Origin of the sequence: Streptomyces sp. NPDC051582 (genome assembly GCF_040681715.1) — a bacterium.
Lineage (GTDB): Bacteria > Actinomycetota > Actinomycetes > Streptomycetales > Streptomycetaceae > Streptomyces.
The window spans coordinates 14,813-40,580 of the sequence record NZ_JBFAZJ010000048.1; the positions used below are offsets into that span (position 1 = coordinate 14,813).

23 protein-coding genes and 1 pseudogene are annotated in these 25,768 nt (G+C 72.1%); 17 read left to right on the forward strand and 7 right to left on the reverse strand.

Annotated features, from left to right (window positions below; all coding sequences use genetic code 11):
* The first annotated feature begins 1 nt into the window (after window position 1).
* Together AB0M92_RS36370 and AB0M92_RS36375 are read left to right on the forward strand one after the other, a co-directional pair.
* Window positions 2-1,132, forward strand: a complete 1,131-nt coding sequence (locus AB0M92_RS36370) for a hypothetical protein (RefSeq protein ID WP_366106647.1) — start codon at window positions 2-4, stop codon at window positions 1,130-1,132.
* 1,079 nt (window positions 1,133-2,211) lie between these two features.
* Window positions 2,212-2,478, forward strand: coding sequence for a hypothetical protein (locus AB0M92_RS36375; protein ID WP_366106648.1), 267 nt, complete (start codon window positions 2,212-2,214; stop codon window positions 2,476-2,478).
* Here AB0M92_RS36375 and AB0M92_RS36380 read toward each other — a convergent pair.
* Window positions 2,475-3,014 (reverse strand): EF-hand domain-containing protein, encoded by a 540-nt coding sequence (locus AB0M92_RS36380; protein ID WP_366106649.1) that lies wholly within the window; start codon window positions 3,012-3,014, stop codon window positions 2,475-2,477. The two genes, AB0M92_RS36375 and AB0M92_RS36380, sit on opposite strands and share 4 nt — an antisense overlap.
* Before the next feature lie 320 nt (window positions 3,015-3,334).
* On the opposite strand from AB0M92_RS36380, the gene AB0M92_RS36385 reads away from it, so the two are divergent.
* The 3 genes from AB0M92_RS36385 (at window position 3,335) to AB0M92_RS36395 (ending at window position 9,021) form a co-directional block, all read left to right on the forward strand.
* Entirely contained in the window at window positions 3,335-5,359 is a 2,025-nt protein-coding gene (locus AB0M92_RS36385; RefSeq protein WP_366106650.1) for a protein kinase, read from the forward strand.
* A gap of 295 nt (window positions 5,360-5,654) precedes the next feature.
* Window positions 5,655-7,079, forward strand: a complete 1,425-nt coding sequence (locus tag AB0M92_RS36390) for a cellulase family glycosylhydrolase (protein ID WP_366106651.1) — start codon at window positions 5,655-5,657, stop codon at window positions 7,077-7,079.
* 205 nt (window positions 7,080-7,284) lie between these two features.
* Window positions 7,285-9,021, forward strand: a complete 1,737-nt coding sequence (locus tag AB0M92_RS36395; protein ID WP_366106652.1) for a hypothetical protein — start codon at window positions 7,285-7,287, stop codon at window positions 9,019-9,021.
* An 86-nt stretch (window positions 9,022-9,107) separates the two neighbouring features.
* Here AB0M92_RS36395 and AB0M92_RS36400 read toward each other — a convergent pair whose 3' ends face one another.
* Window positions 9,108-9,548: a MarR family transcriptional regulator gene (locus tag AB0M92_RS36400; RefSeq protein ID WP_366106653.1), complete on the reverse strand. Its 441-nt coding sequence runs from the start codon at window positions 9,546-9,548 to the stop codon at window positions 9,108-9,110.
* On the opposite strand from AB0M92_RS36400, the gene AB0M92_RS36405 reads away from it, so the two are divergent.
* Entirely contained in the window at window positions 9,547-10,443 is an 897-nt protein-coding gene (locus AB0M92_RS36405; RefSeq protein ID WP_366106654.1) for an alpha/beta hydrolase, read from the forward strand. The genes AB0M92_RS36400 and AB0M92_RS36405 overlap by 2 nt on opposite strands.
* A gap of 153 nt (window positions 10,444-10,596) precedes the next feature.
* Here AB0M92_RS36405 and AB0M92_RS36410 read toward each other — a convergent pair whose 3' ends face one another.
* From AB0M92_RS36410 to AB0M92_RS36420, 3 genes are read right to left on the reverse strand one after another with little or no spacing between them, the layout of a single operon-like run.
* The gene (locus tag AB0M92_RS36410; RefSeq protein ID WP_366106655.1) at window positions 10,597-11,346 is read right to left on the reverse strand and encodes a hypothetical protein; all 750 of its coding nucleotides are present in this window, start codon (window positions 11,344-11,346) and stop codon (window positions 10,597-10,599) included.
* Between the two features lie 50 nt (window positions 11,347-11,396).
* A complete protein-coding gene (locus AB0M92_RS36415; protein ID WP_366106656.1) occupies window positions 11,397-12,095 on the reverse strand; it encodes a WYL domain-containing protein in 699 nt (232 codons plus the stop codon).
* Between the two features lie 46 nt (window positions 12,096-12,141).
* Window positions 12,142-12,942, reverse strand: a complete 801-nt coding sequence (locus tag AB0M92_RS36420) for a DUF6585 family protein (RefSeq protein WP_366106657.1) — start codon at window positions 12,940-12,942, stop codon at window positions 12,142-12,144.
* Window positions 12,943-13,190: 248 nt separating this feature from the next.
* Here AB0M92_RS36420 and AB0M92_RS36425 point away from each other — a divergent pair, with 248 nt between their 5' ends.
* From AB0M92_RS36425 to AB0M92_RS36455, 7 genes are all read left to right on the forward strand, one after another.
* Window positions 13,191-14,189: a magnesium and cobalt transport protein CorA gene (locus AB0M92_RS36425; RefSeq protein WP_366106658.1), complete on the forward strand. Its 999-nt coding sequence runs from the start codon at window positions 13,191-13,193 to the stop codon at window positions 14,187-14,189.
* On the forward strand, window positions 14,161-14,436 hold the full coding sequence (locus AB0M92_RS36430; RefSeq protein WP_366106659.1) for a DUF3618 domain-containing protein: 276 nt from the start codon (window positions 14,161-14,163) through the stop codon (window positions 14,434-14,436). Before AB0M92_RS36425 ends, AB0M92_RS36430 begins: the two co-directional genes overlap by 29 nt.
* Before the next feature lie 378 nt (window positions 14,437-14,814).
* Window positions 14,815-15,804, forward strand: coding sequence for a DUF4129 domain-containing protein (locus AB0M92_RS36435; RefSeq protein WP_366106660.1), 990 nt, complete (start codon window positions 14,815-14,817; stop codon window positions 15,802-15,804).
* A complete protein-coding gene (locus tag AB0M92_RS36440) occupies window positions 15,801-16,337 on the forward strand; it encodes a hypothetical protein (protein ID WP_366106661.1) in 537 nt (178 codons plus the stop codon). The genes AB0M92_RS36435 and AB0M92_RS36440 overlap by 4 nt, the downstream gene beginning before the upstream one ends.
* Window positions 16,338-16,432: 95 nt before the next feature.
* Window positions 16,433-17,440 carry a MoxR family ATPase gene (locus AB0M92_RS36445; RefSeq protein WP_366106662.1) on the forward strand — a complete coding sequence of 336 codons (1,008 nt, stop codon included), beginning with the start codon at window positions 16,433-16,435 and terminating at the stop codon, window positions 17,438-17,440.
* A 32-nt stretch (window positions 17,441-17,472) separates the two neighbouring features.
* Complete coding sequence (locus tag AB0M92_RS36450) at window positions 17,473-18,819, forward strand: DUF58 domain-containing protein (RefSeq protein ID WP_366106669.1); 1,347 nt, start codon at window positions 17,473-17,475, stop codon at window positions 18,817-18,819.
* Window positions 18,816-19,424 carry a hypothetical protein gene (locus AB0M92_RS36455; protein WP_366106663.1) on the forward strand — a complete coding sequence of 203 codons (609 nt, stop codon included), beginning with the start codon at window positions 18,816-18,818 and terminating at the stop codon, window positions 19,422-19,424. Before AB0M92_RS36450 ends, AB0M92_RS36455 begins: the two co-directional genes overlap by 4 nt.
* A 53-nt stretch (window positions 19,425-19,477) precedes the next feature.
* On the opposite strand, the pseudogene AB0M92_RS36460 reads toward AB0M92_RS36455, so the two are convergent.
* Window positions 19,478-19,573, reverse strand: a pseudogene (locus tag AB0M92_RS36460) (aldo/keto reductase); the annotation flags it as partial.
* A 9-nt stretch (window positions 19,574-19,582) separates the two neighbouring features.
* Window positions 19,583-21,193, reverse strand: a complete 1,611-nt coding sequence (locus AB0M92_RS36465; RefSeq protein WP_366106664.1) for an alpha/beta hydrolase — start codon at window positions 21,191-21,193, stop codon at window positions 19,583-19,585.
* A gap of 359 nt (window positions 21,194-21,552) precedes the next feature.
* On the opposite strand from AB0M92_RS36465, the gene AB0M92_RS36470 reads away from it, so the two are divergent.
* The 4 genes from AB0M92_RS36470 (at window position 21,553) to AB0M92_RS36485 (ending at window position 25,610) form a co-directional block, all read left to right on the forward strand.
* Window positions 21,553-22,566, forward strand: a complete 1,014-nt coding sequence (locus AB0M92_RS36470; RefSeq protein WP_366106665.1) for an SPFH domain-containing protein — start codon at window positions 21,553-21,555, stop codon at window positions 22,564-22,566.
* Window positions 22,563-23,462, forward strand: a complete 900-nt coding sequence (locus AB0M92_RS36475; RefSeq protein WP_366106666.1) for a hypothetical protein — start codon at window positions 22,563-22,565, stop codon at window positions 23,460-23,462. The genes AB0M92_RS36470 and AB0M92_RS36475 overlap by 4 nt, the downstream gene beginning before the upstream one ends.
* Window positions 23,463-23,870: 408 nt before the next feature.
* Window positions 23,871-24,269, forward strand: coding sequence for a protease inhibitor I42 family protein (locus tag AB0M92_RS36480; RefSeq protein WP_366106667.1), 399 nt, complete (start codon window positions 23,871-23,873; stop codon window positions 24,267-24,269).
* 177 nt (window positions 24,270-24,446) lie between these two features.
* Window positions 24,447-25,610 carry a PP2C family protein-serine/threonine phosphatase gene (locus tag AB0M92_RS36485; protein ID WP_366106668.1) on the forward strand — a complete coding sequence of 388 codons (1,164 nt, stop codon included), beginning with the start codon at window positions 24,447-24,449 and terminating at the stop codon, window positions 25,608-25,610.
* Window positions 25,611-25,768: the final 158 nt, after the last annotated feature.

A 25,768-nucleotide genomic window follows, 5' to 3' on the forward strand; every position in this document is an offset into this window, starting at 1 on the left:
GATGACCGCAGGCGCCGGTGTGGCCGTCGCCGCAGCCGGCCGGCTGGCCGTCAGTGACTCCGCCGCAGCAGACAGCACCACCAACCCGGCCGGGGCGCCGACCGGGGCGCGCGCGTTCGCCATGAACAGCCCCTCCAAGGGCTGGGCCGGCCTCGGCGACGTCGTCAACCAGGACACCAGCACCACGCTGCAGAGCATTGCGTTCGACTCGGTCAACGGTCACCTGTACACGCTCCAGGTCGCGGGCGCGAGCAGCCTCGCCTACCAGCGGGGCGGCAAGGAAGTCGCTCGCACCCTCCAGATCAGCGGCCCGCAGCACGACGCCGCCGGAGACCTGTGCCTGTCCCGGCACGACATCGCCAACGGCGAGGTGCTCGACTACATGTACCTGCTCGGTTTCGGGCACGGCGTGTCACTGGGCATCGAACCAGCGAAGGAAGGCACACCCGCCTACGTATGGACCGAGGCCGGGGCCGACACCCAAGGCTACGGGCGGGAGATCGCCCGGTTCCCGTTCGCCGCCGGCGGTGTCCTGTGGACCAGCCACCCCCTCGTGCAGCGGCTCGCGCCCCCAGAACCCGGCGCCGTACAGATATCGCCTTCCGTCGACGCCACCTACGGCAGCCTCGTCCTGCGGTATGCCGCGGGCGGCTCCTTCTGGTTCGCCGCCCACGACCTGGCCGCCGCGCGGGCTGCGGCGGTCGAGGGGAAGGACCTGCCCGCAACACCCCTGGCCAAGGTCCGCCAGCCCCTCGTCCACCAGGCCGGCGCCGACGGCAAGGACACCGCCAAACCGGCTACCTTCCAGGGGTTCACGGCTCACGGGCAGTACGTCTACATGCTCGACGGCACACCCCGCACCGGCAGCGCCTCGGCACCACTCGCCGGCGAGGACCTCTACGCCGTACACACCACGTCGATCGATCTCAACGGCACCGCCAACGACCCCGAAACCGGCTACATGCAGCGCACCCACTCGGCAGCCGACGCCAACGCCGACCCGCGCGAACCCGAGGGCATGGCCGTCCACACCGGCCCCGCCGGGCCTCGCCTGTGCTTCGGCATCACGGACAACGCCCCGGACGGCACCCGGCGCTTCGACCTCTACTACAAGGACGGACTGATGCCGTGACCGGCAATCGAGGGCGGGGCGCACTCCGATCGTGATCATCCAGCGCTGCCATCCCCCTCGCCGAGCCGACCGCAATCGCCAACCGGACCACTCTGAGGTAATCCCGCCCCTCCCCCAGGTGTCGCGGCGCGATGCATACCGCTCCCCCGCGGTACGGCGAGACCGGCCCGGGCAGTCCCCCCTGGGGTTCCCCCGGGGGGTGCCGCCTCAGGGGCGGAACTCGTTCGAGTACAGGCCGCGTTCGCCCACCGCTACGAGCCCGCGGCCGTCGGGCAGCCAGGCGCAGGAGGTCAGCGGCGTCTCGGCGCGGACGCCGGCGACGGTCCGGCCGGTGGCGCGTCCCAGACGCGCGGAGCAGGGAGCCGGCGGTGGCGATCCACTTGCCGTCGGGTGAAACCGCCGGGCCGTTGACGAGGCCGTCAGGGTCGGTGACGGTGGTCAGGAGGACGCCGGTGAGCGGGTCCCACTGGTCCACGTCCCCGCTCGGGGACGTGGTGAGGAGGCGGCTGCCGTCGGGCGCGACGGCGGCGGTGTGCGCCCCGGCGTCGGCACCCCACGGGCCCGGCACGGTGACGGTCCGGGCCTCCTGGAGGCGGTTCCACAGCTGGAGCGCTCCCGCGGAGTCCGCAACGGCGAGCCACCTGCCGTCCGGGGCGACGGCGAGCGCCTGCGCGGTGGTGGAAGGGCCCAGCGGAAGGACGACGACCGGGTCCACGGCCTCCGGCTGGTCGATGACGGGCAGCTCCGCGTGGCGCCGGTCACCACCGGGCGGGAGCAGGGTCCGGGCCGCCTCCACCGTGGCCCGGACGGCCTGGGCGCGGCGGGCCGGATCGTCCAGGTCGAGCGTGGCCGGGTCGGAGTCGACCACGGCGGGGCCGTGCGCCACGAGCCCCCGCAGGGTCTGCGCCGCCGCGTGTTCGGGATCGCTGCCGGTGGCGATGCGGCGGCTGATCAGCCGGTTGGTGAGGCGCAGGAGCAGGCCCAGCGTCGGCTCGCCCCCAGGAGGTCGCGGACGAGGGGCTCGGGGAGCGCCGGCAGTTCCCAGGTCGCCCGCCTGGCCCGGGTCGTCGAAGGCCGTCGTGTCGCCGGTGACGAACCGGGTGGCCTCGGCCACCTTCGCGGCGATCGCCGCCCGGCCGGTGTCAGCCGACGACGGCAAGTACCGGCCGGGACGGCCGTGGCGGAGCCTGGTCGCAGCGGGGCAGGATCAGCCGGTCGAGAGCCGGGGGCCGGGGCCGGGCGAGGGCCGTGAGCTGAGGGGCGAGCAAGGGGACGCGGGCGGGCCCGCGGTCGGCCCCGGCGCCCGGGCGGCCGCCGGCGCTCTCGGCCCGCAACCCCAGAACTAGTCTGCGAAGCGGCCGCACAGCCAGTTGCCCGGCTCGGCCGGGTCGTCGCTGATCCAGAACTGGCGCCACAGCAGCGCGAACTCCTCGCGGCTGAGGTGCCCGTCCCCGTTGAGGTCGAGCAGCTCGAAGACCCCGTCCAGCGGGACCGGCCGCCCGTTCCAGGTCTCGACGAGCTTGCGGTGCTCGGCCGGGGAGATCACCCCGTCGCCGTTCTCGTCCACCGCCTCGAAGACGGTTTCGGCAGTCGCCGTGACGGTCGCGACCATGGCGGGCAGTTCATCCACCAGCGCGAGCAGCTCGCCCATGTCCACCGCCCCGTCGCCGTTGGTGTCCCCCCGCGCCGACAGGGCCGCCCACCACCCCATCAGCAGTGACTCCAGCCGCGCCCGCAGCTCCGTTTCGGCCGCCACCCTCGGCAGCCGCTCCCAGCGCGCGACGAGCGCACGGAAATCCGCCTCCCGCAGGTAACCGTCCCCGTCCACGTCGAATGCGGCGAACATCTCCTGAAGCTTCCGCTCCTGGAACTCACTGGCCACAGCAACCTCCCCCACATACGGAACGAGCCCTGCCATCTTGGCATCCTAGGCCGCACCACCCCGTGGCCCCCACCAGTACATACGCTCGCCCCCTCACCCGTTCGGGCCATTCCCGGCTGCCGGAACCGGTCACCGCCCGGGCCCGGCAGCGCCGGTGGCCGCGGTCGCTCCTCCCGCACGATCACGATCGCGACCGGCACACGGTTCGGCAATGCCCCCGGCTGGTGAAGGCCGTAGGGCATTGCGTCACCGGTGTGCGTCTTGGTGACAAATCCCCGGGACCGGCGCGGCTCGGTCCCCCGAGGCCTACAGTGACCGCCATGACGGGGGCAGGGGCACGCTTGGTGGGCGGGCGCTACAGGCTGATCGAGTTGGTCGGGCAGGGCGGCATGGGGCGGGTGTGGCGCGGTCACGACACCACGCTGGACCGGCAGGTCGCGGTCAAAGAGGTCCTGCTGCCCGAGGGCGTCGCGGCCGACGAGCGAGAGCAGTTGCTCCGACGTACCCTGCGCGAGGCCCAGGTGGCCGCCCAGCTCAACCACCCGGGCATCATCACCGTCCACGACGTGGTCGAACACACGGGCGCCCCATGGATCGTCATGGAGTTCGTCGCCGGCCGGTCCCTCGGCGCCCTGGTCGAACAGGACGGCAGGCTGCCCTGGGAACAAGTCGCGGCCATCGGCGCGGAGATGGCCGACGCGCTCGCGCAGGCCCATGCCGCCGGGGTCGTGCACCGGGACCTTAAGCCCGACAACGTCCTCGTCCAGGGCCGCCGTACGATCATCACCGACTTCGGTATCGCCCGGGTCCTGGACGGCTCCGGCGCGACGAGACTGACGCGCACGGGGATCATCGTGGGCACCCCCCAGTACATGCCGCCCGAGCAGCTCGAAGGCGGGGACGCGGGCTCGCCGGGCGACATCTGGTCGCTGGGAGCCACGCTGTACGCCGCCGTCGAGGGCACCGCGCCCTTCGCCGCACCCAGCCTGATGTCGCTGTTCCACGCCATCATGACGAAACCGCTGCCGCCGGCCCGGCACGCGGGGCGGCTCGCCCCGGTCCTGGAGGAGCTGCTGGCCAAGGACCCGGGGAAGCGTCCCACGGCCGCCGAGCTGGCCGAGCGGCTGGGTACGGCCCGGGGCCCGCGCACCCAGCCCGCCGGGCGCCCTGCCGAGCCGCGGCAGGTGCACCTCCTGTCGACCGTCACGGCGCCGCCCGCCCCGCGGGGGCCGGCGGTCCACCCACCCACCAGACCCGCGACCGAACCGGTACGGGCGTCCACGCCGGTGTCACCCGCACCGGTGTCACCCGCACCGGCGCCACCCGCCTCACCCCGGCCGGCCGCCTCCCGCCGGTCCCGTGGGCCCGGCCGCCGGGCCGTCCTGTTCGCGGGGGCCGCCACCGTCGCCGGTGCCACCGGCGCCGCGTGGGTGTGGAAGTCCCGTTCGCCGAGCTCGGACCGCGCCTGCGTCGCCACCCTCACCGGCCACACCTACATGATCAACTCTCTGGCGTTCAGCCCGGACGGGAAGACCCTCGCCAGCGCGAGCGACGACAGCACCGTGCGCCTCTGGGACGTGCAGGCCCACGCACACCTGGCCACGTTGACCGGTCACACCGACATGGTGTTCTCCGCGGCGTTCAGCCCGGACGGGAGGACGCTCGCCACCGCGAGCGCCGACAAGACGGTGCGCCTGTGGGACACCGCGACCCGCAAGCCGGTGGCCACGCTCACCGGCCACACCGCCCGAGCCCGGGCCGTGGCGTTCGATCCCACCGGCAAGACGCTCGCCAGCGGCGGTCAGGACGGCACGGTCCTGCTCTGGAACGTGACGGCACGGACCAGGACCACCAGCCTCGACGTTCCCGGCGGCATCGTGTACGCGGTGGCCTTCAGCTCTGACGGGAAGACCCTCGCCGCCTCCGCGGGATCCGGCCCCGCCGCCCGCCGGTGGGACACGAGATCCATGAAGGGCACCGACATCGCCACGAACAACGGCACCACGCAGTCGATCTCCCTCAGCCCCGACGGAAAGACCCTGGCCGTCTCCGAGCCCTATGCCACCGCGTCCCTCTGGGACCTGGCCTCCGGGACCCTGACCGGCACACTCGCCAAAGACCACACCGACTTCGTGACCATGGTCTCCTTCAGCCCCGACGGCAGAACCCTGGCCACGGCCAGCGACGACCGGACCGTCCGGCTGTGGGACGCGGCGTCCCGGGACCACGTCGCCACGCTCACCGGACACGAAGACCAGGTGATCTCCGTGGCGTTCAGCCCCGACGGAACCCTGCTCGCCAGCGGCAGCCGGGACAAGACCGTCCGGCTGTGGGCTCTGAACTGAGCACGTCCGTCCGGGCTCGCCGGTGGCGCCGACGCGGGTGCGTCGCCAGCTCCACGGTCAGCTCGTGGACCCGCCGGGCCGCCTCGTCGGCGAGCGACCGATGCACCGTCGCGTTCCTGCTCAGCCCGGACAGGGCAGCCACGCGCCTGCGCGTGCTGCTCGCGCACGGCCTGTTCATCCCACGGGAAGACTCGTCAACTCCAGCTGATCACTGGGAAGTTGACCCACTCGCCAGTAGCATCCGACCGGTCAGTGGCACGCTGCCCGAGCAGCCACCCTCGAAGGGGTCTCCTGCATGCGCTTGACCTCCCGCGTAGCCCGCGCCACCCTCGCCGTGGCCATGGCCGCCCTCCTGCTCGGCGTTCTCCCCACGCAGGCTCAGGCCCGGCCCGGCCGCGCCCCTGACCGGGTCACGGTCGGCGACCGCACCTTCATCGCCGACGGCCAAGGACGCGCGCTCCAGTGGCGCGGCTTCAACCTCGCCGACAAGAACAGCCGAGGCGCCAACGCGTTCGCCGACATCCACGAGAGCGACCTCGAAGGCATGGCCGCCCGGGGCTTCAACCTCGCGCGCCTCGCGTTCTTCTGGGACGACCTCGAACCCAGCCCGGGGCACTTCGATCGCGGCTACCTCTCCAAGATGCGACGCATCCTCGACTGGGCCGACCGGTACCACGTCAAGGTCATCCTCGACGCCCACCAGGACGTGTACGGGCCCCGCTTCGGCTCCCGCGGAGTCCCCGACTGGGCCACCCGCGACGAGGGGTTGCCGTTCACGCCTGTACCCGACGACTGGTTCTCCGAGTACTTCGAGCCCTCCGTACAGACCTCCTTCGACCACCTGTACAAGGACGCCGACCTCCGCGCCGCGCACGCCCGCATGTGGATGACGGTCGCCTCCGCCCTGGGCAGGCACCCGGCGCTGCTCGGCTACGACCTGATGAACGAGCCGTTCGCGAAGTTCCTCGAAGGCGAGGACCTCCCCGCTGCCGCGGCCCGCTTCGAGGCCACCGAACTCACCGAAACGTGGAACCGCCTCGCCCGGGCGATCCGCTTGGTCGACCGCGCGTCGTGGGTCTTCGTCGAACCCACCGTCATCGTCGGTCTCGGCGTTCCCACCCGCATGGGCCACATCGACGACCCGCACGCCGGCTACGCGCCGCACTTCTACGAGACGGCGATGGAAACCGGCGCCGACTACGACCCCAACGGCACGTTCATCCCGGCATACGAGGCCGCGATCAGCGACTACCCGACCCGTCACCACATGCCGGTGATCGTCGGAGAGTGGGGCGGCAACCCGTACGTTCCGCACGCGAGCCGGTTCGTCACCGACATGACGGCCTCCCTGGACCGATTCTCCAGCGGCTGGACCTGGTGGCAGTGGTGCCGGGGTGGCGGCTACTGTTTCCTCGACCCGACGGGCGCCGCGAAGCCCAACGCCCGGCTGCTCGTCCAGCCGTACGCGCAGGCCGTGGCGGGCGACCCGCTGGCGTTCGCCTACGACCCGGCCACACGCACCTACACGCTCACCTTCCGCACCCGCGACGACGCCGAGGGCCCGACCCGGATCACCGTGCCCAAAGACACGTACCCGGACGGCTACCGCGTCGATGTCCGCGGCAGCAAGGCCGGTTGGGACGGCCACGGCCAGACCGTCAGCGTGCGTACCCACGGCAGGGCCGGAGCCACCTACGAGGTCACGATCAGCCCGAGGTGACCCGCCCGTTCGCTCGCGGCCTCGGCCGCACGGAACGGCAGACGCCCTCCAGTCGATCGCAAACCGCACAGCCGGTAAAGCACTGACCCCTATGGAGTGAATCGCGCCAGAACCCAGTGACCCTTGGCCGGAACCTTCCATACCGTGGCCCCTCTTCGCTCATCACCACAACTGGGGGGGGCCGGTGCGCAATCACCGACTCGTAATGACCGCCGCCTTCGTGGCGGCAGGTCTCGGCATCATCCCGGGCATCGCGCAGGCGGCGGATCCCGTACCCGTCGCGGCGGGGGTGACCGAGGCGATCGCCGAGGCATCCACGTCCGAGGGCTTCCACAGCCCGGCGGAACGCACGATCCGTACCACCCTGCCCACCGCAACCGAGAGGAAGGCCAAGGCGAACGCCAACACCGCTGCACCACAGAAGGAACAGGCTGCGCCCACCGGGGCGGCCGCACCCGCGCAGAACGCGGAGGCCGCGGCGAGCGAGCAGGCTGCGCTCGACGCGGGAGCCAACCCGGCCCTCGCGGTCGACGTCAGCGGCACCAGCTACACCGCGCACGGGATCGAGCTCACCGCCCTGATCACGAGCGCCGACTTCGCGCTCGACATCGTCATCGACTGGGGCGACGGGAAGACCGACACGGCCACCGCCCAGGGCAACTACGAACTGCACCAATCGCACACGTACGACAAGTCCGGCGAGTACCAGGTGCAGGTCAAGGTGACCGACACGGCCAATGCCGTCCAGGCCACCAACGGCGGGGCGTTCCTCACCCCCGGCGCCGACTTCACCCCGCACACCCCGACGCGTCTCCTCGACACCCGCGACGGCACCGGGGCCCCGGTCGGCAAGGTCCCCGGACAGGGCTCCGCCCGCGTCAAGGTGGCCGGCAACGCCTCCGTACCTGCGGGCGTCACGGCCGTCGCCCTCAACGTCACCGTCACGGAGACCGTCGACAGCGGCCACGTGACCGTGTGGCCGGGAGCCGGCTACGAGCGCCCGAACACCTCGAACCTGAACTACACCGCCGGCCGGTCCGTCCCGAACATGGTGATCGTGCCCGTCGGCGAGGACGGGTACGTGGAGCTCTTCAACGGGGGCTGGCAGCCCGTAGACCTGATCGCCGACGTCACCGGCTACTTCACCCGGGCCTCGGCGAGCGGCTACACGTCGATGACGCCCGCCCGGTTCGTCGACACCCGAGAGGGCGTCGGCACGGCCCGCGGAAAACTCGCCGCCCGCAGCGCGTTCACCACGCGCATCGGCGGACTGCAGGGGGTGCCCCAGAACATCAAGGCCGTGGCGCTGAACGTCACGGTGACCGAACCCGAGGGGCCTGGCCACATGACCGTCTTCTCCGGCGCCGGGCCGGTACCGACGGCGTCGAACCTGAACTTCGTACCCGGACAGACCGTGGCCAACTCGGTGATCGTGCCGGTGGCCGAGGACGGCACGATCAAGATCTTCAACGGGGCCTGGTCCCCGACCCACGTGGTCGTCGACGTCGTCGGCTACTACAGCCCGGACAGCAAGGCCGCCTTCCTGCCCTTCACGCCCTTCCGTACGCTCGACACCCGCGAGGAGGCGTACGGCTGGCCCGGCGGCAGGTTCCGGGCCCGGGAGTACATCACACAGGGGTTCACGCCCGAGGCGGCGACGGGCGTCGAGGCCTACGTGCTGAACGCCACCGTGACCGAGACCCGCGGCACCGGATTCCTCTCGGTCGCCCCGAGCCCGTACGCGCTGCCGGCGGAGGGCGAGCCCACCGCACCGGCCGGACCGCGCCCCGTCTCCTCCACCCTCAACTGGACGACCGGCGACACCGTCCCCAACATGGTCCAGGCGAGCGACGGCGACCACGGCGTCATCACCTTCTGGAACCAGGGCCATGAGGACGCCGACCTGGTGCTCGACGTCTTCGGCGTCTACCAGACGAAGTAGCCCCCGAGGGTGGCGCGGCGCTCGCCGCCACCGTCCCCGCCACCCTCCCGCTCCCACCCTCCCGCCGCTGAAGTCTCGCTTCGGCTTCAGCCGACAGGCGTGCCGATCTTGTCGCGTTCGAGCGCGGCGCAGAGCTGTCGCAGGGCCTGCGCCGCGGCTTGGAGCTCCGCGGAACCGAGGGCCGCTCGGACGAGGCCGTCGATGGCCGCGAACGTGCTCTCGGCATCGTTGACGAGCTCGATGCCGCTGTCGGTGAGTTCGAGCAGCGATGAACGTCCGTCTGCGGGATTGGGGATGCGCCTGACCCAACCGCGCCCTTCGAGGCGGTCCATCCCCTTGCTGGTCGCGCCGACGCCGATGGCGAAGAACCCCGCGAGGTCACCGACGCGTGCGCCCGGGTGATCGCGCAGGTAATGGAGGAACTCGAACTGCGAGGCCGTGATCCCGTTGCGGCTGCGCAGCTGATCGTTGAGCGCGTTGTACAGGCGCGTTTCGCACCGGACCAGATCGCTGAAGAGTACCGCCATGAGCAAGGCACAGCGCGCGACGGTCGCCGAAGCCCTGGGGCAGGGGCCACAGGACTTCGACCCACTGCCCGTCGAGCAGATGCGCAGCGACTTCGCCGAGTTGATGGCACAGTTCCCCGTCCCGAAGGTACGCACGTCCGACACCGTGCTCGGCGAGCGGCCCGCGGTACTGGTCGAACCGGAGGGCGAGACGCGCCCGGGCACCATCCTGTACTTCCACGGCGGCTCGTTCTCCCTCGGATCACCGCGGACCGCGATGGGACTGACGGCCAGCCTGGTCACGCGTACGGGTTTGCGCGCGCTGTCGCTCGATTACCGGCTCGCGCCGGAGCACCCGTTCCCCGCGGCGATCGAGGACTGCCTCGCCGCGTACCGGGCACTGCTCGACGACGGCCTCCGCCCGGAATCCGTCGCCTTCGCCGGCGACTCGGCCGGTGGCGGCCTGACCGTGACGACCGCGCTCGCGGCCAAGAGGGCCGGGATGCCCGTGCCCGGCGCCATCGTCGCGTTCTCCCCCGGCCTCGATCACACCCGTTCCGGCGCCAGCATGGCCGGCAAAGCCGGAATCGACCCCTTCTTCACTCCCGAGGGCATGGCCCACTCCGGCGACCTGTATCTCGCCGGACAGGATCCGAACCAGGAACTGCTCGCGCCGGCCGTCCTGGCCGACCTGACCGGCTTCCCGCCACTGCTGCTGCAGGTCGGCACGAACGAACTCCTGCTCGACGACTCGGTGCGGCTCGCCGAAAGGGCTCGCAACGCCGAGGTCGACATCATCCTGGACGTCACGGCCGGAGTACCGCACGTGTTCCAGTCCTTCGTCGGCCGACTCGACGAAGCCGACCACGCACTGGACCGCGCCGCCCTGTTCCTCACCCAGCACCTCGGCGCCTGAGGGAGGAATCCGGGCGTCGGCATGGGCCGCCCGGACGGGCACGCACCCGCATCGGTCCGGCCCACCGTCGCCGTCCGTCGGCCGTCGTAGCACGGCTCGACGGGGCGGAGCCCTCCCCTGGCCACTGCCCGCGGCGCGGGGCGAGCGCGCGCTTCAGTACCGGAATGGACGGGTGCCCGTCAGGGACCATGCGCGCGCGAACCGGTTGGAGCGCACGGTCAGGAGGTCGACGCCGCCGACAGAGGCACCGTCGGCCCTGGTTTCGGCCGTCCAGAGAAACGCTGCGTACCCCCGTGCGGGGTCGACGACGGGCTGGCGGTGGATCGTGATGGCGGGCGGGCCTTTGGTCTCGGCCTGTCGCCCGATCAAGTCGGCCAACTCGGAGGGGCCGTGCGCGTCATCACCCGGTCCGGAGCCCGAGAACAGGTAGAAGTCGTCCGTCACCACGTCCGCGGCCAGGTCGAGCCGGCCGTTGCGAAGCCGGACCCATTGGTGGCACAGGGCCTCGATCGTGGCGACGTCGGTCCTACCCGCCGCCTCGGGTCCTGGATCTGATCGCTCACAGCGCCGCTCCGCAACGAAGGTCCAGTTCTCCCGTATGCGGTCGCCCTTGAGAATGTTGACGTCGATGCCGGTCAGCACCTGTCCATCCGCCTTTCGCACATCCCAGAGGTAGGCGAACCGGTCACCGGCGTCGGCGAGTACCCGCGGGCTGAAGACGTTCACGTGCCGCGCCCGGTAACTGGTGACGAACCGTTCCTGCTGCTCCGGGCCGACCACCGCGTCCAGGCCGGCCCCGTGATCCGACCACTGCACGCAATCGTCGGACATCAGGCCGTACGCGAGGGAGGGATCCTCGTTCCACATGCGGCACCACGTGATCATGCGCTTGTTGTTGTCCATGGCGAACAGCATCGCGGGCCCTCGCGACACCGTCCTGTCGGTGTTTCAGGTCACAGCGTGAGGGGTTCGGCATCCCATCGCTTCAGCTCGGCCCTCCACTGCGGCTCCCGGGAGGTCACTCGCTCGTCCGACCGTTCCAACGAGGTGATCCGGTCGAGCTGGAAGCCTCGGACTGCCGACCGCAGTCGGCACCACGCCGCCAGATACCAGCCGTTCGGTCCCCACAAGAGCCCCAACGGCTCGACATCGCGCGTCGTCGCCGCCCCGGCCCGGTCCGCGTACCCGAGGTGCAGGACATGCCCGGAGACCACTGCCTCGACGATGGTCTCGCTCAACTTGGCGCCCTGGCCCGGCGCGTGGTCCCCGACCCGGTACACCAGCCGCGCGAGTGCCTCCTCCCGCCGGCGCACGTCGGCGGGCAGCACTGCCAGCACCTTCTGACCGGCGCGGTGCGCGGCTGCCGCGAACGGCGTGGACGCCGCGGTGCGAAGAGCGACGCTGACGGCGAGGGCCTCGGCGGCGCTGAGTGTCACGGGCGGCAGCGTACGGTCCCGGTCAAGGCTGTGACCGCCGGCCCGACCCGCCTCAGTGCGGATCGGCAGACCGGACTGCCTCAGCGCTTCCAGATCCCGCTCCACGGTGCGCACGCTGACCTCGAACCGCCGTGCCAGCCACGGAGCACTGCGCGGTCGGGGCGCCACAGCTCGAAGCTCCTCGACCAGCGCATACAGACGATCGGTGCGGTTCATCGACCCAGCCTAACCACCACCTGGCCGGCCAGGGCGGATCCGCAGCTCAGCCCTCGGAATGGTCCACCTGCGCCTGTCGGGCGAGGGCGTGGAAGAGCGCCGGGCTGGGAAGTTCGCTCGCCCTGGTGTGAAGCGACTCCTTCCCCGTCGTGTCCCGGACGGCGAGCCTCGATCCCGGTGATTCCACGACGGTGTCCAGTTCGCCCCATCCGACGCCGTGGCCGCCGCGGTGGATCCCGGCGGCGTCGAGGGAGAGCGGGCCGAATTCGAGGGTGTGGCCGGAGCGCAACTGCGCCAGGGCTCCGGGCAGCAGCTCGGCGGTGATCCGTTCGGCCGCCACCGCCATGAGGTCGCCGCCGGCTTCGAGTCCGCTCAGCATCACCTCGAAGTCGGCGTCCGAGGCGCGTCGGAACACGGCCTTCGTCCCGGGTGACCGGGTCGGCTCCATCCCGTCCGCGGTAAGCTTCATCGGCGGCTCGTAGGCAAGAACCCAGTACTCCGTGACCTCGCTCCAGAGCATGTGCCGCTGCTTGCCACGGGCCCGCCCGCGGAGGCCCTTCTCGTACAACTCGACCTCGTCGTAGGGCTCCTGGTCGATGGTCCGCAAGCTGTGGCGCCGGATCCACTCGAAGGCCGCCCCGCCGAGGACCAGCGGCATGAACGCGATCGGCAGCGGCCTACCCACGAGGAGCATGCCCGCGGTGATCACTGCGAAGCCGGCCGTCACCACGCCCACGGTGACGTTGACCGACGTGCGCCGCCGGGTGGTGGACGGTCCGCCCCGCCCTCCCGGCAGGAAGACCCTCACGCGCTCCCCCAGCTCCTCGGGTATTGCCTGATCGGCCATCTCTTCCCCCTCCGCCTCGTGCCAGTCGGCTGTCAGCCGAATCGCGCGGCCCGCATTGCCTGACATTGTCGGGCCACACGAGTGCGCCGCGTGGTCGATCGTTGACATTCCGTACAAGGACGGCCTCTCGGCTCCAGACTTCGTGACATTGATGCGCCCGTTCAGTGATCGCCGCGCCGGGAGGGCGTCGTGTCCCGGGGATCCGGCCGCGGGCGCATGAAATGGAGCCGGTGAAGCATGCGCGGGAGATGGAAGCTGTCATTTACGACCAGGACTCGGGCCGGGCGGAGCATGTGGAGTGCGAGCCGGCGGACGATGCCTGCCGGTCCGTCCTCAAGCAGCTGCCGGACACGGGCGACGGCGCGTTCACCTGGGTTCGGCTGGCAGACCCCTCCGAAGGCCAACTGGTGGGGCTGGCCGCGGAACTGGGCCTTCATCCGCTGGCCGTCGAGGACGCGCTCCACGGGCGCCAGCGTCCGAAACGCGAGCGCTTCGGGAACGTCCTGGCCGTCGCGTTGAAGACCCTGCGGTACGTGGAAGACGACGCAGCGGTCGAGACCGGCGACATCATGATCTTCGTCGGGCCCCGCAGCGTTCTCACCGTGAGCCACGGAGCGATCGATCCCTGCGCCGAGGCCGCCCGCCGGCTGGACGCCGATCCGCAGATGCTGGGCCATGGCCCCTGGGGAGTGCTGCACGCGGTGCTGGACGTCGCCGTCGATGCGTACAGCGACGCCGCCCGAAGGGTGCGCGCCACGCTCAACCGGCTTGAGGACCAGGTGTTCTCGACGTCCCGCGTCGACCACACCGAGAGCATCTACTCCCTGAAGCGGGAAGTGCGCGAGTTCCGTGACGCCGTGCAGCCGCTCGTCCCGGTGGTCCAAGGACTCCTGTCGGGCGGCCCGGGTGAGACGGACCACCAGTCGAAGATCGCGCCGTACGTCCGTGACGTCGCCGATCACCTGCACCGCACAGACATCGAGGTGCGGACCCTGGACGAACTGCTGGACTCGGTCCTCGGCGCACAGCAGGCCCGCGTCGGCACCTGGCAGAACGACGACATGCGACGCATCTCCGCGTGGGCAGCGGTCTTCGCCGTCCCCACGATGGTCGCCGGCGTCTACGGCATGAACTTCGAGCACATGCCGGAACTCGGCTGGAGCTACGGCTACCCGCTCGCCGTCGGCCTCATGGTGCTCGCGGCAGGCGCCCTCTACCGTGCTTTCCGCCGCAACGGCTGGCTGTAGCAGCCGGCACCGACGGCTGCCCCGGCCATCGCCGGACGAGCTCGGCAAGACCGTCGAGGCCCTCGCCGCGAAGGCCGACGTCACGGCGCAGGCCGAAGAGAGGGCCGCCGCCCTCAAGGACCAGGCCGAGGAGAAGGCAGACCGGGCGGCGACGGCCGCACGCGCCAACCGCACCCCGCTTCTGCTGGTCGCAGCCGCCGTGGTCGTCCTCCGGCTGGTCCGCCTCAGCCGGGGGCGCCGCAGGTGAAGACGTGGTGTCCCGGGCCGGCGGGGCCCCTCCGTCAGGGGTCGGCCGATGCGGACGGTGACCTCGGGGAGGGGTATGCCGGAGAGGTTCAGCCGGAGCCCGGTCAGGGTCAGGTACGTCTGCGAGTCGGTCAAGGCGGAGGTGGTGGACGGCGCCCGGGTCTTTCCACGGGTACTCACCAGCAGGTAGCCGCTCCGGTCGGGCGGCCCTGCGCCGGGTCGAGGCCCGCCGCGAACAGGAGCTCCGGGCGTCGCCGGCGTGCTCGGTGCTCGGTGCTCGGTGCTCCGGGAGCCCACCCCGACCGCACCACCGGTGGCCCACCGCTGATATGTCGTGCACCGGTGTGCGATGCTGCCGGGCACGAGGGAGGGACGTGGCGTGGGGCGGTTGCGTACGGCGGGCGGGCGACGGCTGCAGGGCGCGAACGGCGCCGCGCAGGGCGCGTTGGCCGTGCTGGTGGTGGGCGGATTGGCTCTGGGAGCGCTGCTGCTGCGGCCCGAAACGGGCCTCTTCGCCAAGGGCCGGGGGCCGCTCGGAGGCAATCCCGTCCTCGTTCTGGGCCTCGCCTCGCTGTCACTCCTGGGAGGCGCGGCGCTGCGCGGGAAGTACCGGGAGCAGGTCGGCGCCGCCCGCGAGCTCAACCCGGTGGAACAGCGGGTGGCTGACGGCGTGAGCCGCGTCCTGCTGGCCGCGTCGCTGGTCGTCCCGCTGCTGGTCCTGGTCCTGCACCGGTTCGGTTCGTCCGGAAGCGACCACGAGGCCGGCCGGGTGGGCGGCCCCGAACCGATACCGCTCCCCAGCCCGCGACAGGACCCGACCCCCGCCCCGCCACCCACACAGCGTGCCGGTCCCGCCGACCACGGCATGCACTTCGGGCTGATGCGCATTCTGCTCGGTCTCGGCATCGCCCTTCTCGTCGTGGTCGTCGTCATCGCCGGGCTGTACCTGTGGCGGCATCTGACCCGGCCGCCGACACCTGACTCTCCGGCGACGTACGCGACGCTCGACGACGCGCAGGAACGCCTGGCCCACGCCGTGGACTCCGGGCGCCGTGCCCTGCTGGACCGGACCGACGCCCGCGCAGCCGTCATCGCCTGCTACGCCGCCATGGAGGAGTCGCTCGCCGACTCCGGCGTGATCCGGCGCGTCTCGGACAGCCCACAGGATCTTCTGGAGCGGGCGGCTGCCGGCGGCCTGGCCGCGGGGACGGCCGCCATCGCGCTCACCGCCCTGTTCCGCGAGGCCCGTTACTCCACGCACTCGATGGACGACGGCCACCGCGACCGGGCCGCGGCCGCGCTCGCCGAGATCGCCGGCGGCCTGCGCTCGCGGACGTCCGGCCCCGAAGCCGAGACGGGTACCTCGTGAGGGCGTCGGCCCGGATCCGGGCCTTCGTCAACTCCCTTGTGCCGGAGCCCGGATCGGTGCGGCACTCGCTGGCCGCGTTGGGCACCGGCGCGGTCGCTGCCGAGGCGCTGCTCGTCCTGGCCGACGGCGCCGCCGCGGCCGCCACCGGCTTCGCCCTCGTCACCGCAGTCGCGCTGGCCCTGGGGCGCCACGCCGCGGGCGGCGCCGCCCAGGACAACGGCTACCGCAAGCCGGTGCGCTTGCTGGACGGCCGGGCCCCGGCCCTCGGCGGGTGGCGGCCCATCGTGGCCAAGGCGCTCGCGGACGACGGCGAAGCGCACCTCGACACCGTCATGCGGCCGCAGTTGCAGCGGCTGTTCGCCGCCCGGCTGGCCGAACGGCACGGCGTGGCGCTGTACCGGAACCCGCAGCGGGCCCGGGCACTGATCGGGGCCGAGCTGTGGCCGTGGATCGATCCCGAGGCGACCGCTCCGCAGCCCGCTCTCCCCGAGCCCGTCCTGCGCTCCCTGCTCGACCGTCTCGAAGCCCTGTGACCGATGGCACCGCGGCCGCCCCTCAGCCCGCGTCCGGGCCCCCGCTTGCCGGCCCCGCAGCCGTCATCCCGTCCCCGCCCCGTGAGGATCCGACCGTGAGCAGCCAGCAACCCATAGCGGACCACGACACCCTGACGCCCCGACAGGCCGGCGAAAGGGCTGCGGCCATCCTCGACGAGATCCGCAGGGCCGTGGTCGGCAAGGCGGAACCGCTGGCGCTGGTGATGCTCGGCATCCTCGCCGGCGGCCACGTCCTCATCGAGGACCTGCCGGGGCTCGGGAAGACGCTGCTGGCACGCTCCTTCGCCACCGCTCTCGGGCTGGACTTCCGCCGCATCCAGTTCACCCCCGACCTGCTGCCCTCCGACGTCACCGGCGCTCCGTTCTACGACCAGCGGACCGCCGACTTGGTCTTCCGGCCCGGACCGGTCTTCACCCACCTGCTGCTTGCCGACGAGATCAACCGCACCCCGCCCAAGACCCAGGCCGCGCTGCTGGAGGCGATGGCCGAGTCCCAGGTGTCCATCGACGGAAGTACCCGGTCTCTGCCGAGGCCCTTCGTGGTCGTCGCCACTGCCAACCCCATCGAGTACGAGGGCACGTACACCCTGCCCGAGGCCCAGCTCGACCGGTTCCTGCTGCGGGTTCGCATGGGCTATCTGGCCGCGTCCGAGGAGGCCGGCATGCTGCGCGCGCGTCTCGACCGGGCGGCGCCCGAGGCCGTGCTGCGCACGCTCAGCGGTCCGGGCGAGGTGCTGGCCATGCGGGCCGCCGTCGAAGGCGTGCAGGTGGACGACGACCTGCTGGAGTACGTCGTCGCGCTGGTCCGCGCCACCCGGGCCCACCCGCACATCCAGGTCGGCTCCTCTCCGCGCGGCGGCCTGGCCCTGGTCCAGCTCGCCCGCGCCCGTGCCGTCCTGGACCTGCGGGACTACGTGACCCCGGAGGACGTCAAGTCCGTGGCGGTGCCTGCCCTTGCGCACCGCCTCACCCTCAAGCCGGAGCTGTGGGTCCGGCAGATCGACGGCGACGACGTGATGCGCGAGATCGTGCAGTCCGTGCCCGCCCCGCAGACCTTGCCGCACACACCGATCGCGTCATGACGGACCCCATGCCGGACTCCACGGCGGACGCCATGACGGAGCCCGTGCCGGACGCCGGAGCCACCGCCGCCGTTCAACGGGCCCTGAACGGCCGCCAGAACGTGACCGCCCAGCCCCCGCCGCCGCCTCCGCCCGGTTGGCGCGCCGGTGAACGCGCGCTGCGACTCGGTACGTTGGCCGTCGTCGCGCTGGCCGCCGCGCTGGTCACCGGACGCCCCTGGGTACTCGCACTCGCCGCGGCGCCCCTGGTGCTGCTCGCCTTCGCCCTGCCGAACGGGCCGCGCCCGCAGAAGGTCACGGCCTCGGCCGAGGTGGAGCCGCGGCGGTGCTTCGTAGGCGAGCGGGTGACAGTGCGGATCACGGTGTCCTACGACGGTGGGACCGGCCGCCTGGACCCCGGCGTCACCCTCGGCCACGGGGTCCGCCTCGACCACCTCGCGGTCGGCCCGCACCACGTCGATCTCGTACTGACCGCGCAGCGCTGGGGGCGCTGGACGCTCGGCACGGTCGACGTCGACGTCTACGACCGCGGTGGGCTGGCCCGGCGCACCGTCCGGGCCGAACTCGGTGAGATCGCCGTCTTCCCGCTGCCCGGACACACCAGCCTCACCCCCATCCCGGTCCGGCTGCCGCAACGGCTGGGCGAACACACCGCCCAGCAGCGCGGCGAAGGCGTCGAGGTCACCGGCGTGCATCCGCACGTGCGCGGCGAACGGCAGCGTCGGATCCACTGGCCGGCCACCACCCGTCGCGGCACCCTGCAGGTCCACCAGTTCGCCGCGGAGCGCACCGCCGACACCGTAGTCCTGCTCGACGTGCTCGCCGACGTGGTCGACCCGGTCACCGGCGCGTCCTCGCTCGACGAGACCTTCCGGGCCGCTGCCGGACTGGTCCGCGCCTACCTGCGCACCCACGACCGGGTCGGCGTCGTGTCGGTCGGTGGTGCGACCCGCTGGCTGCAACCGGGCAGCGGCCAGGGGTACTTCTACCGCATCGTCGAGAGCGTGCTGGAGGTCCGCAAGGACCTTGCGTACCGTACGGAGGGACTCGGCCTGCTCCCACCGCCCGCGTTGCCCGAAGGAGCGCTGGTGTACGTCATCACACCGCTGACCGATCAGCGGATCTTCGACATCCTGCACCAGGTGCGCGGGCGGGCCAACCCGATGGTCGTGGTCGAGATGCCCACCGGCGAGCCGGTCCTGGAGCCTGGCGACACCGAGGGCGAACTCGCGCTGCGGCTGTGGCGGGCCGACCGCGGGGCCATGCGCTTCGCCTTGGTGGAACGCGGCATCGCGGTCGTCACCCACCGGCAGGGCGAGAGCCTCGACCTCGCCCTCGCTCCGCTGCTGCACACCCGCATCCACGGCGGGACCCGATGACCGGCGTCCCCACCCACACCTCCCGGCCCGGCCCGCGCCCGGCCGACAGCCGAGCCGCCCTGCTCATAGCACGTCTCACCTCCCGCATCACCGACCGCGTGCTCGGAACGGCCCTTGCCGTCGCCGCCTGCAATCCGCCGGCCGCGCTGCACGCGCCACTGTCGGTCGGGGTGCTGCTCCTGCTCGCCGGGGCGGCGGCCGCCGCGTGGTGGGCCTCTCCGATGGTCGACGCGCGCCCCGTCCTGACCTCCATGAGCCTGCGGACGGCCGCGGCCCGCCGCAGGACGACCGTGCTGCCCGCCGCGGCGATCGCGGTCGCCGCGGTCACCGGCCCCGCGCTCTGGCTGACGGTTTGCATCGCCGCCCTGCTGCTCGCCTACCTGCTCGTCACCGATGCGTGGACGGCCGGTGTCACCGCCCCGCCCGGCCGCCCGCGGGCGACGCCCGCACTGGCGGCCTCCGCTGCAACCGCGCTGGTGCTGCTCGCCGCCCACGCGCCGGTCGCGGGCACCGCATGGGCACGCCTGCCCGCCTCACTCGCCGTCGCCGCGACCACGGTCTGCCTGGTGCTGGCGCTGCGCACCCGTCGCAGACCGCCCGGCTGACCGCCCAGACGGTCAACTGTTCCTCGGTGAGACGCAGAGTCCGGGCCGCAGGAGTTCTGCACACAGACCACGGGTGCGATCGTCAGGGCTTCGGCCACCTGTTCCGGGCGGACGGCCGAGAGCCCGAGGTGCCGGATCAGGCCCGCCCGGCCCTGTCGTCAGCGGGCTGCGGCACCCTCCGGATCCGGGGTGGGCGGCGGGTTGTGGCAGGTCACGTCCTTCGAGGGCAGCCGTCCCGTCGACAGGTACGCGTTGACCGGTATGTTGGCACAGGCCGTGGGGTTGGAGAGGTACACACCATGCCCCTCACCCTCCAGCGCCAGAACCATCCGCGACCCCTTGAGTGCCTGGTGCAGCCCCTGGCCGGTGGCGAGCGGGGTCATCGGATCCCACTCGTTCTGCACGGTCAGGACATCGGCCCGGGTCTTCATGGGCGTGGCGGGCTCCAGCGGCCGCTGCCAGAAGGCGCACGGCTTGATGTTCGAAGCGAAGTCCCCGTACAGCGGGTGCTTCACCTTGTCCCGCGCCGCATCCCGCGCGTACTGCTCCGGATCGCGGGGCCAGTTGTCCGTGTCCCCGCACACCACGGACCAGTACACGGCGGCAGCGTTGCTGCCGGGAGCGGCGTCCGGACCTTCCGACGCCGCCGCGGCGTCGATGCCCGGGCCGGCTGCCCGGACGCCGCCGATCGGTGACTGCGCGCCGGGCACCTTCCTGTCGGCCCCCTGCCCGCTCGCGCCCGGAGCGGTGCCGCCCGCCGGCTGCGGTGCCTTGTCGGCCGATGCCTTGAGGGACTTGATGACGGCCGAGGCACCGTGGGGGTCGAAGAAGAGCGACGGGTCGGCCCTGATGTCGTCACCCGTCACCCTCTCGCCGTAGTGGATGAACGGGTCCCGGTCGGCCCGCGCCACCAGCGCCCAGAAGGTGGCCGAGACCGCCTCGGGCGTCGCGCCGAGGCCGAAGGTGTCCGAGCGCTCCGCCGCCCACCGCGTCCACCGCTCGAAGGCGGGCTCGGCTTCCGTCCCCCACGCCTGGATCATGCCGCGCCAGACGCGCCCCGGGTCCACGCCGCTGTCCAGGACGAACCGGTCGGTGCGCTCCGGGAACATCTGGGAGTACACCGCGCCGAGGTACGTCCCGTACGAGTAGCCCAGGTACGAAACCGTCCGCTCCCCCAGTGCGGCGCGGATGACGTCCATGTCGCGCGCCGTGTTGCGGGTGGTGATGTACGGAATCACATCGCCCGACTTCTCACGGCACTTGTCGGCGATTCCGCGCGCCCAGGAAACGTCCGAGGCGAAGGTCTCGGGCCGGTACGCCCCGCCGACGCCTTCCTCCACTCTGCTCAGATCACCACAGCCGATCGGGCTGCTCTTGCCGACGCCGCGCGGGTCGAAGCCGACGAGGTCGTAGCGGTCGCGGACGTCCTTGGGCATCTCGGCATTCGTCCGTACCGGCCGGAAGAGACCCGAGGCCCCGGGGCCGCCGGGGTTGAGGAGCAGGACGCCGCGCCGCTTGGCGGGGTTCTCGCTTTTCATCCGGGATATGGCGAGGTCGAGGGTGCGTCCTTCGGGATGCTGGTAGTCGAGCGGCACCTTGAGGGTGGCGCACTCGTACGCCGCCGGCCGATCGGGGCTGCAGCGGTGCCACTCCGGCGTCTGTCGCAGGTACCCGGGGGTCGGGGCGGCGGAGGCCGATGGCGCCGCCAGCCCGGGAAGGGCGGTGGCGAGGAGTCCGGCGGTGGCGAGCAGCGGTGCGAGACGTTTCATGCGCGTGGTTCCGTTCCTTCGTGGGGTGAAATCGCTTGTGCCTCCACTGTGTTGGACGAGCAGGTCAGACCGGATCCCTCCCAAGAGCCGACCTTGCGTCCCCCACGCGTACCACCCGGAATCCGGACACGTGGCCAAGACTCACCCCCAAGATCCACGCACCCGCCGGGACTTCCGGGCCGGACCCTCCCGTCCACTCGTAGTCCCCTCCCCCTCAGGGATGACAGCAGACGACGACCAGCGACAAAGGCGTTCCCCATGGGCCCGGACAAGAGGGCGGACCGGCATCTTTTTCGTCTCATTGACGATATGGCCGGCCATCGATTATCGTCGTGTTGACGAAATGAAGGGGGTTCGCCATGGCCGACATCATTCGGCGCTTCGGCTGGCGTCATCTGCGCTCCGCGCCCACCGCCCACATCCGCCACCACAGGCGCGGCCGGCTCGTCCATGACGGCCGGGGGCTCAGCTTCTGGTACCGGTCGTTGTCGGCCGCGCTGTCCGAAGTGCCGGTCGACGACCGGGAGCTGGCCATGGCCTTCCACGCCCGTACGGCCGACTTCCAGGACGTCACCGTGCAGGCCACCGTCACGTACCGGATCAGCGGTCCGGCCGAGGCGGCGGACCGGCTCGACTTCTCCGTCGACCCGGACACCGGGAGCTGGCGCGGCGCACCCCTGGAGCAGATCGCCACGCTCCTCACCGAGACGGCGCAGCAGCACGCGCTGGACGTACTGGCCCGGACCCCGCTGGCCGTCGCCCTGGTGGATGGCGTCACCTCCGTGCGGCAGCGGGTCGCAGACGGCCTCGCCGCCGAACCCAGGCTCCCGGACACCGGCATCGACGTGGTCGCCGTACGCGTCGTGGCGATCCGCCCCGAGGCCGAGGTGGAGCGCGCCCTGCGCACCCCTGCCCGGGAGCAGATCCAGCAGGAGGCGGACCGGGCCACCTACGAACGGCGGGCCGTCGCCGTCGAGCGCGAACGCGCCATCGCAGAGAACGAGCTGGCCAGCCAGATCGAACTGGCCAGGCGCGAGGAGCAGTTGGTCGAGCAGCGCGGCATCAACACCCGCCGCGAGGCCGAGGAGAAGGCCGCGGCGGACGGCGTGCGGACCGAGGCCGAGGCGGCGCGCAAGGTCCGCCTGGCCCACGCGGACGCCGAGGCGGAGCGCGAGACGGGTGCGGCGCGCGCCGAGGCCCAGGCCGCCTGGCTGCGGGTGCACGGCGATGCCGACCCGAGCACGCTGCACGCCATGGCGGCGACCCGGCTGGCGGAGAACCTCCCGCGGATCGAGAGCATCACGCTCTCCCCCGACGTCCTCACCGGACTCCTCACCCGGCTCGGGCGTCCGGAAGGCGGAGCGGGCTCGTGAGCCTGGCCCCGCGGGCGGTGCTCGTACACCGCAGGACCGAGTACGAGGAACTGCTCGCGCGGCACGGGACGCACGGGCAGGCCGCCTTCTTCCTCTCCAGCCGGGGCCGATCGATCGACGAGGTGGTCCACCGCCACCACCGCACGGGCCAGGCGCTGCGGGAGGTGGCGGCAGCGGTGCCGCTCACCTGGCGCAGCTCCCGGGTGGAGCGGGCGGACCTGGACCGCTTCCTGTTCGCCCCGCAGGACGTGGTGGTCGTGGTCGGCCAGGACGGCTTGGTCGCCAACACCGCGAAGTACCTGCGCGGGCAGCCTGTGGTGGGCATCGACACCGACCCCGGGCGCAACCCGGGGATCCTGGTCCGTCACCGGTGCGCCGACACGGCCGCCCTGCTGCGCGCCGCGACCGCCGTGGGCGGCCGGACCGAGGAACTCACCATGGTCGAGGCCGTCGCCGACGACACCCAGCGCCTCCTCGCGCTGAACGAGATCTACCTGGGCCCTCCCGGCCACCAGACGGCCCGCTACCGCCTGGGCCCGGACGGAGAGAACGGCCCGGGTGAGGCCCAGGCCTCCTCCGGAGTACTGGTGGGCACCGGCACGGGCGCCACCGGCTGGCTGCGCTCCCTGTGGCTGGAGCGCCGCAGCACCACCGGGCTGCCCGCACCGTGCGAGGCGCGGCTCCTGTGGTTCGTGCGCGAAGCCTGGCCTTCACCCGCGACCGGAACGACCAGGGTCGCCGGTGAACTCGGGCGGGGGCAGGAACTGCGCCTGACCGTGGAGTCGGACCGAATGATCGTCTTCGGAGACGGAATGGAGGCCGACGCCCTGGAACTGACCTGGGGCCAGAGCGTACGGCTGGGCATCGCGGAATCCTCGCTGCGCCTGGTCACGTGACGAACCGCACTGGCGTCCCGGGTCGCCCGGCTCCGTGGCACGCTCCGCGCGCCCGGCGGTACTCACCCGATTGGCCGAGCGCCTTCCGGCAAGGACGTCTTCGCCCCGGCCGGGCGACGCCGAGCCTCTCCCACCTCCTCGCAGCACGCGGGGAGCGGGGGCTTCCCACGCCGTACGGGCCACCAAGAACCGGGCGGCTGCACGGAAGAATCGGGCGACTCCAAGACGTGCACACCACCTCACTGCGCCGCAGCCGCGACTGCCTTGACCTGCGCCTTTGTCTAGGCCTTCGCCGACGCCGGTCGTTTCGGCCGCCGAGCGACCCTGCGTGACGCGGTTGCGCCGGCCGTCCGGAAGGGGCGTGCTGGTTCGATACGGCAACCCCCGCCCGAGGCAGGAGGATCCCGGATGCGTCTCCTTCGTACGGCCGCCGCGGCGGCCCTGTGCACCCTCGCGGTCCTCCCCGCCGGGGTGGCCGATGCCGTGCCGAAGGCACACGAGACGGGCTCGGACTCCGACCGGAGCGTCACTCTCCGCGTCGGGCAGTCGACGGACGTCACCGTCGACGAGAACCCCTCCACCGGCTATCTCTGGCAGATCACGGCCCTCCCCGCTTCACTGCGGCTGAAGTCCTCCACCTACAAGCCCTCGTCCTCATCTCCCATGCCTGGCAGCGGAGGCACGCACACCTTCCGCTTCACCGCCGCCCAACGCGGCACCGGCGATCTGAAATTCGCTCTCCGGCGCCTGCGGGAGTCCGCCACGGCGCCCGCGCAGACGCTGACCGTCAAGGTCACCGTGCGCTGACACCCGCAGGGCGTGGCCCCGGGATCGACGGAGCATGGGCACGTCGGACCGGGGCCGCTCGGAGCGTACGAATCGGAGTCGGGCGAACGCGCACGACGCGGCGAAAGCAGGCAGGCGGTGACAGCGGAGGAAACGGACCCGGCGGCACCGCGGGCGCTTGGGCCCGTTCTCGCATGGGTGCTCCAGCGCTCCCACAACGCGTCCGCCGCACAGATGGCCGGTCTGATCAGTGAGGGTGCCCGCAGGCTCGGACTCGTACGCACGCGTCTGTACCTCTCGGACGTCCAGCAGCTCAAACTCGTCCCGCTGCCGCAGCACGACCTCCCGGCCACGGATGAGCGCGGCATCGAGATCGAGGGGTCGCTCGCCGGGCTGGCGTACCGCACCGAGCGCGTACAGGTGGCACCGAGCGAGGACTCCGCCTGGTTTCCGATGGTGGACGGCGTCGAGCGGATCGGCGTCATGCAGGCGGTCGGCCCCGGGGCGGCGACCGGCCTGCTGGCGGCCTGCCAGGCCCTGGCGAGCCTGGCCGCCCTGCTGGTGGTCTCCAAGTCCTCGCACCACGATCTGCTCGTCAAGATCGAGCGTGCCCGCCCGATGACGTTGCAGGCGGAGCTGCTGTGGGCGTTCCTGCCGCCGCGGACCATCGGCACCGCCAGTGCGACCTCGTCGGCGGTGCTGGAACCCGCGTACAACATCGGGGGCGATGCCTTCGACCACAACTTCATCGACGGGGTCCTGCATCTGACCCTCGTCGACGCGATGGGACACGACCTGGCCTCCGGAGGGGCCAGCGCCGCCGCACTGGCCGCGTGTCGTTTCGTCCGGCGTTCGGGCGGCACGCTCGCGGACATCGTCGCCACCGTCGACCGCACGCTGGTGGACTGGATTCCCGACCGGCTCATGACGGCGGTCGTCGCCGAGCTCGACACCCACCGCGGCGAGTTCACGTGGATCAACTGCGCCCACCCTGCGCCGCTCCTGCTCCGCGATGGCCGCGTCGTGCACCACGCTCTCGAACGCCCCTCCCACCTCCCCCTCGGCTTCGGCTTTCACAGCTCGAAGCCGCCCGTCCAGGAGCACGTCCGCCTCCAACCCGGCGACCGCGTGCTGGTCTACAGCGACGGCGTCACCGAAGCCCGCTCCCCCGACGGGGACCTCTTCGGCGAAAGGCGTCTCGCGGACGCGGTCATCCGCTCCATCGCTTCGGGCGAGAGCGCCCCGGAAGCACTGCGCCGTCTCGTCCAGAGCCTCCTCTCCCGCCAGCAGCACCGGCTACGCGACGACGCGACCATCATGTTGACGGAATGGCACCCCTCTTCGGACCGGGGTGCGCGGTGAGAAACGCTGCGACCGTGTTCTGCGGCCTCCTCGAACCGAAACCGAAAACCGAACCCCAGCCCGGGTGCCGGTCGGCCGGGCCGGGCCGGCGGCCGCGGTCTTGCCGACGATGTCGCCGCTGCGGCTGACCGGGACAGGCGCAAGCGCAGGGTCGGGAG

What these genes read in the sequence shown, in the direction of transcription:
- AB0M92_RS36370 (WP_366106647.1), top strand. Translation starts at nt 2, where the DNA reads ATGACCGCAGGCGCCGGTGTGGCCGTCGCCGCAGCCGGCCGGCTGGCC.
- AB0M92_RS36385 (WP_366106650.1), top strand. Translation starts at nt 3,335, where the DNA reads ATGACGGGGGCAGGGGCACGCTTGGTGGGCGGGCGCTACAGGCTGATC.
- AB0M92_RS36390 (WP_366106651.1), top strand. Translation starts at nt 5,655, where the DNA reads ATGCGCTTGACCTCCCGCGTAGCCCGCGCCACCCTCGCCGTGGCCATG.
- AB0M92_RS36395 (WP_366106652.1), top strand. Translation starts at nt 7,285, where the DNA reads ATGACCGCCGCCTTCGTGGCGGCAGGTCTCGGCATCATCCCGGGCATC.
- AB0M92_RS36405 (WP_366106654.1), top strand. Translation starts at nt 9,547, where the DNA reads ATGAGCAAGGCACAGCGCGCGACGGTCGCCGAAGCCCTGGGGCAGGGG.
- AB0M92_RS36400 (WP_366106653.1), bottom strand. Translation starts at nt 9,548, where the DNA reads ATGGCGGTACTCTTCAGCGATCTGGTCCGGTGCGAAACGCGCCTGTAC.
- AB0M92_RS36410 (WP_366106655.1), bottom strand. Translation starts at nt 11,346, where the DNA reads ATGGACAACAACAAGCGCATGATCACGTGGTGCCGCATGTGGAACGAG.
- AB0M92_RS36415 (WP_366106656.1), bottom strand. Translation starts at nt 12,095, where the DNA reads ATGAACCGCACCGATCGTCTGTATGCGCTGGTCGAGGAGCTTCGAGCT.
- AB0M92_RS36420 (WP_366106657.1), bottom strand. Translation starts at nt 12,942, where the DNA reads ATGGCCGATCAGGCAATACCCGAGGAGCTGGGGGAGCGCGTGAGGGTC.
- AB0M92_RS36425 (WP_366106658.1), top strand. Translation starts at nt 13,191, where the DNA reads ATGGAAGCTGTCATTTACGACCAGGACTCGGGCCGGGCGGAGCATGTG.
- AB0M92_RS36450 (WP_366106669.1), top strand. Translation starts at nt 17,473, where the DNA reads ATGACGGAGCCCGTGCCGGACGCCGGAGCCACCGCCGCCGTTCAACGG.
- AB0M92_RS36455 (WP_366106663.1), top strand. Translation starts at nt 18,816, where the DNA reads ATGACCGGCGTCCCCACCCACACCTCCCGGCCCGGCCCGCGCCCGGCC.
- AB0M92_RS36465 (WP_366106664.1), bottom strand. Translation starts at nt 21,193, where the DNA reads ATGAAACGTCTCGCACCGCTGCTCGCCACCGCCGGACTCCTCGCCACC.
- AB0M92_RS36470 (WP_366106665.1), top strand. Translation starts at nt 21,553, where the DNA reads ATGGCCGACATCATTCGGCGCTTCGGCTGGCGTCATCTGCGCTCCGCG.
- AB0M92_RS36480 (WP_366106667.1), top strand. Translation starts at nt 23,871, where the DNA reads ATGCGTCTCCTTCGTACGGCCGCCGCGGCGGCCCTGTGCACCCTCGCG.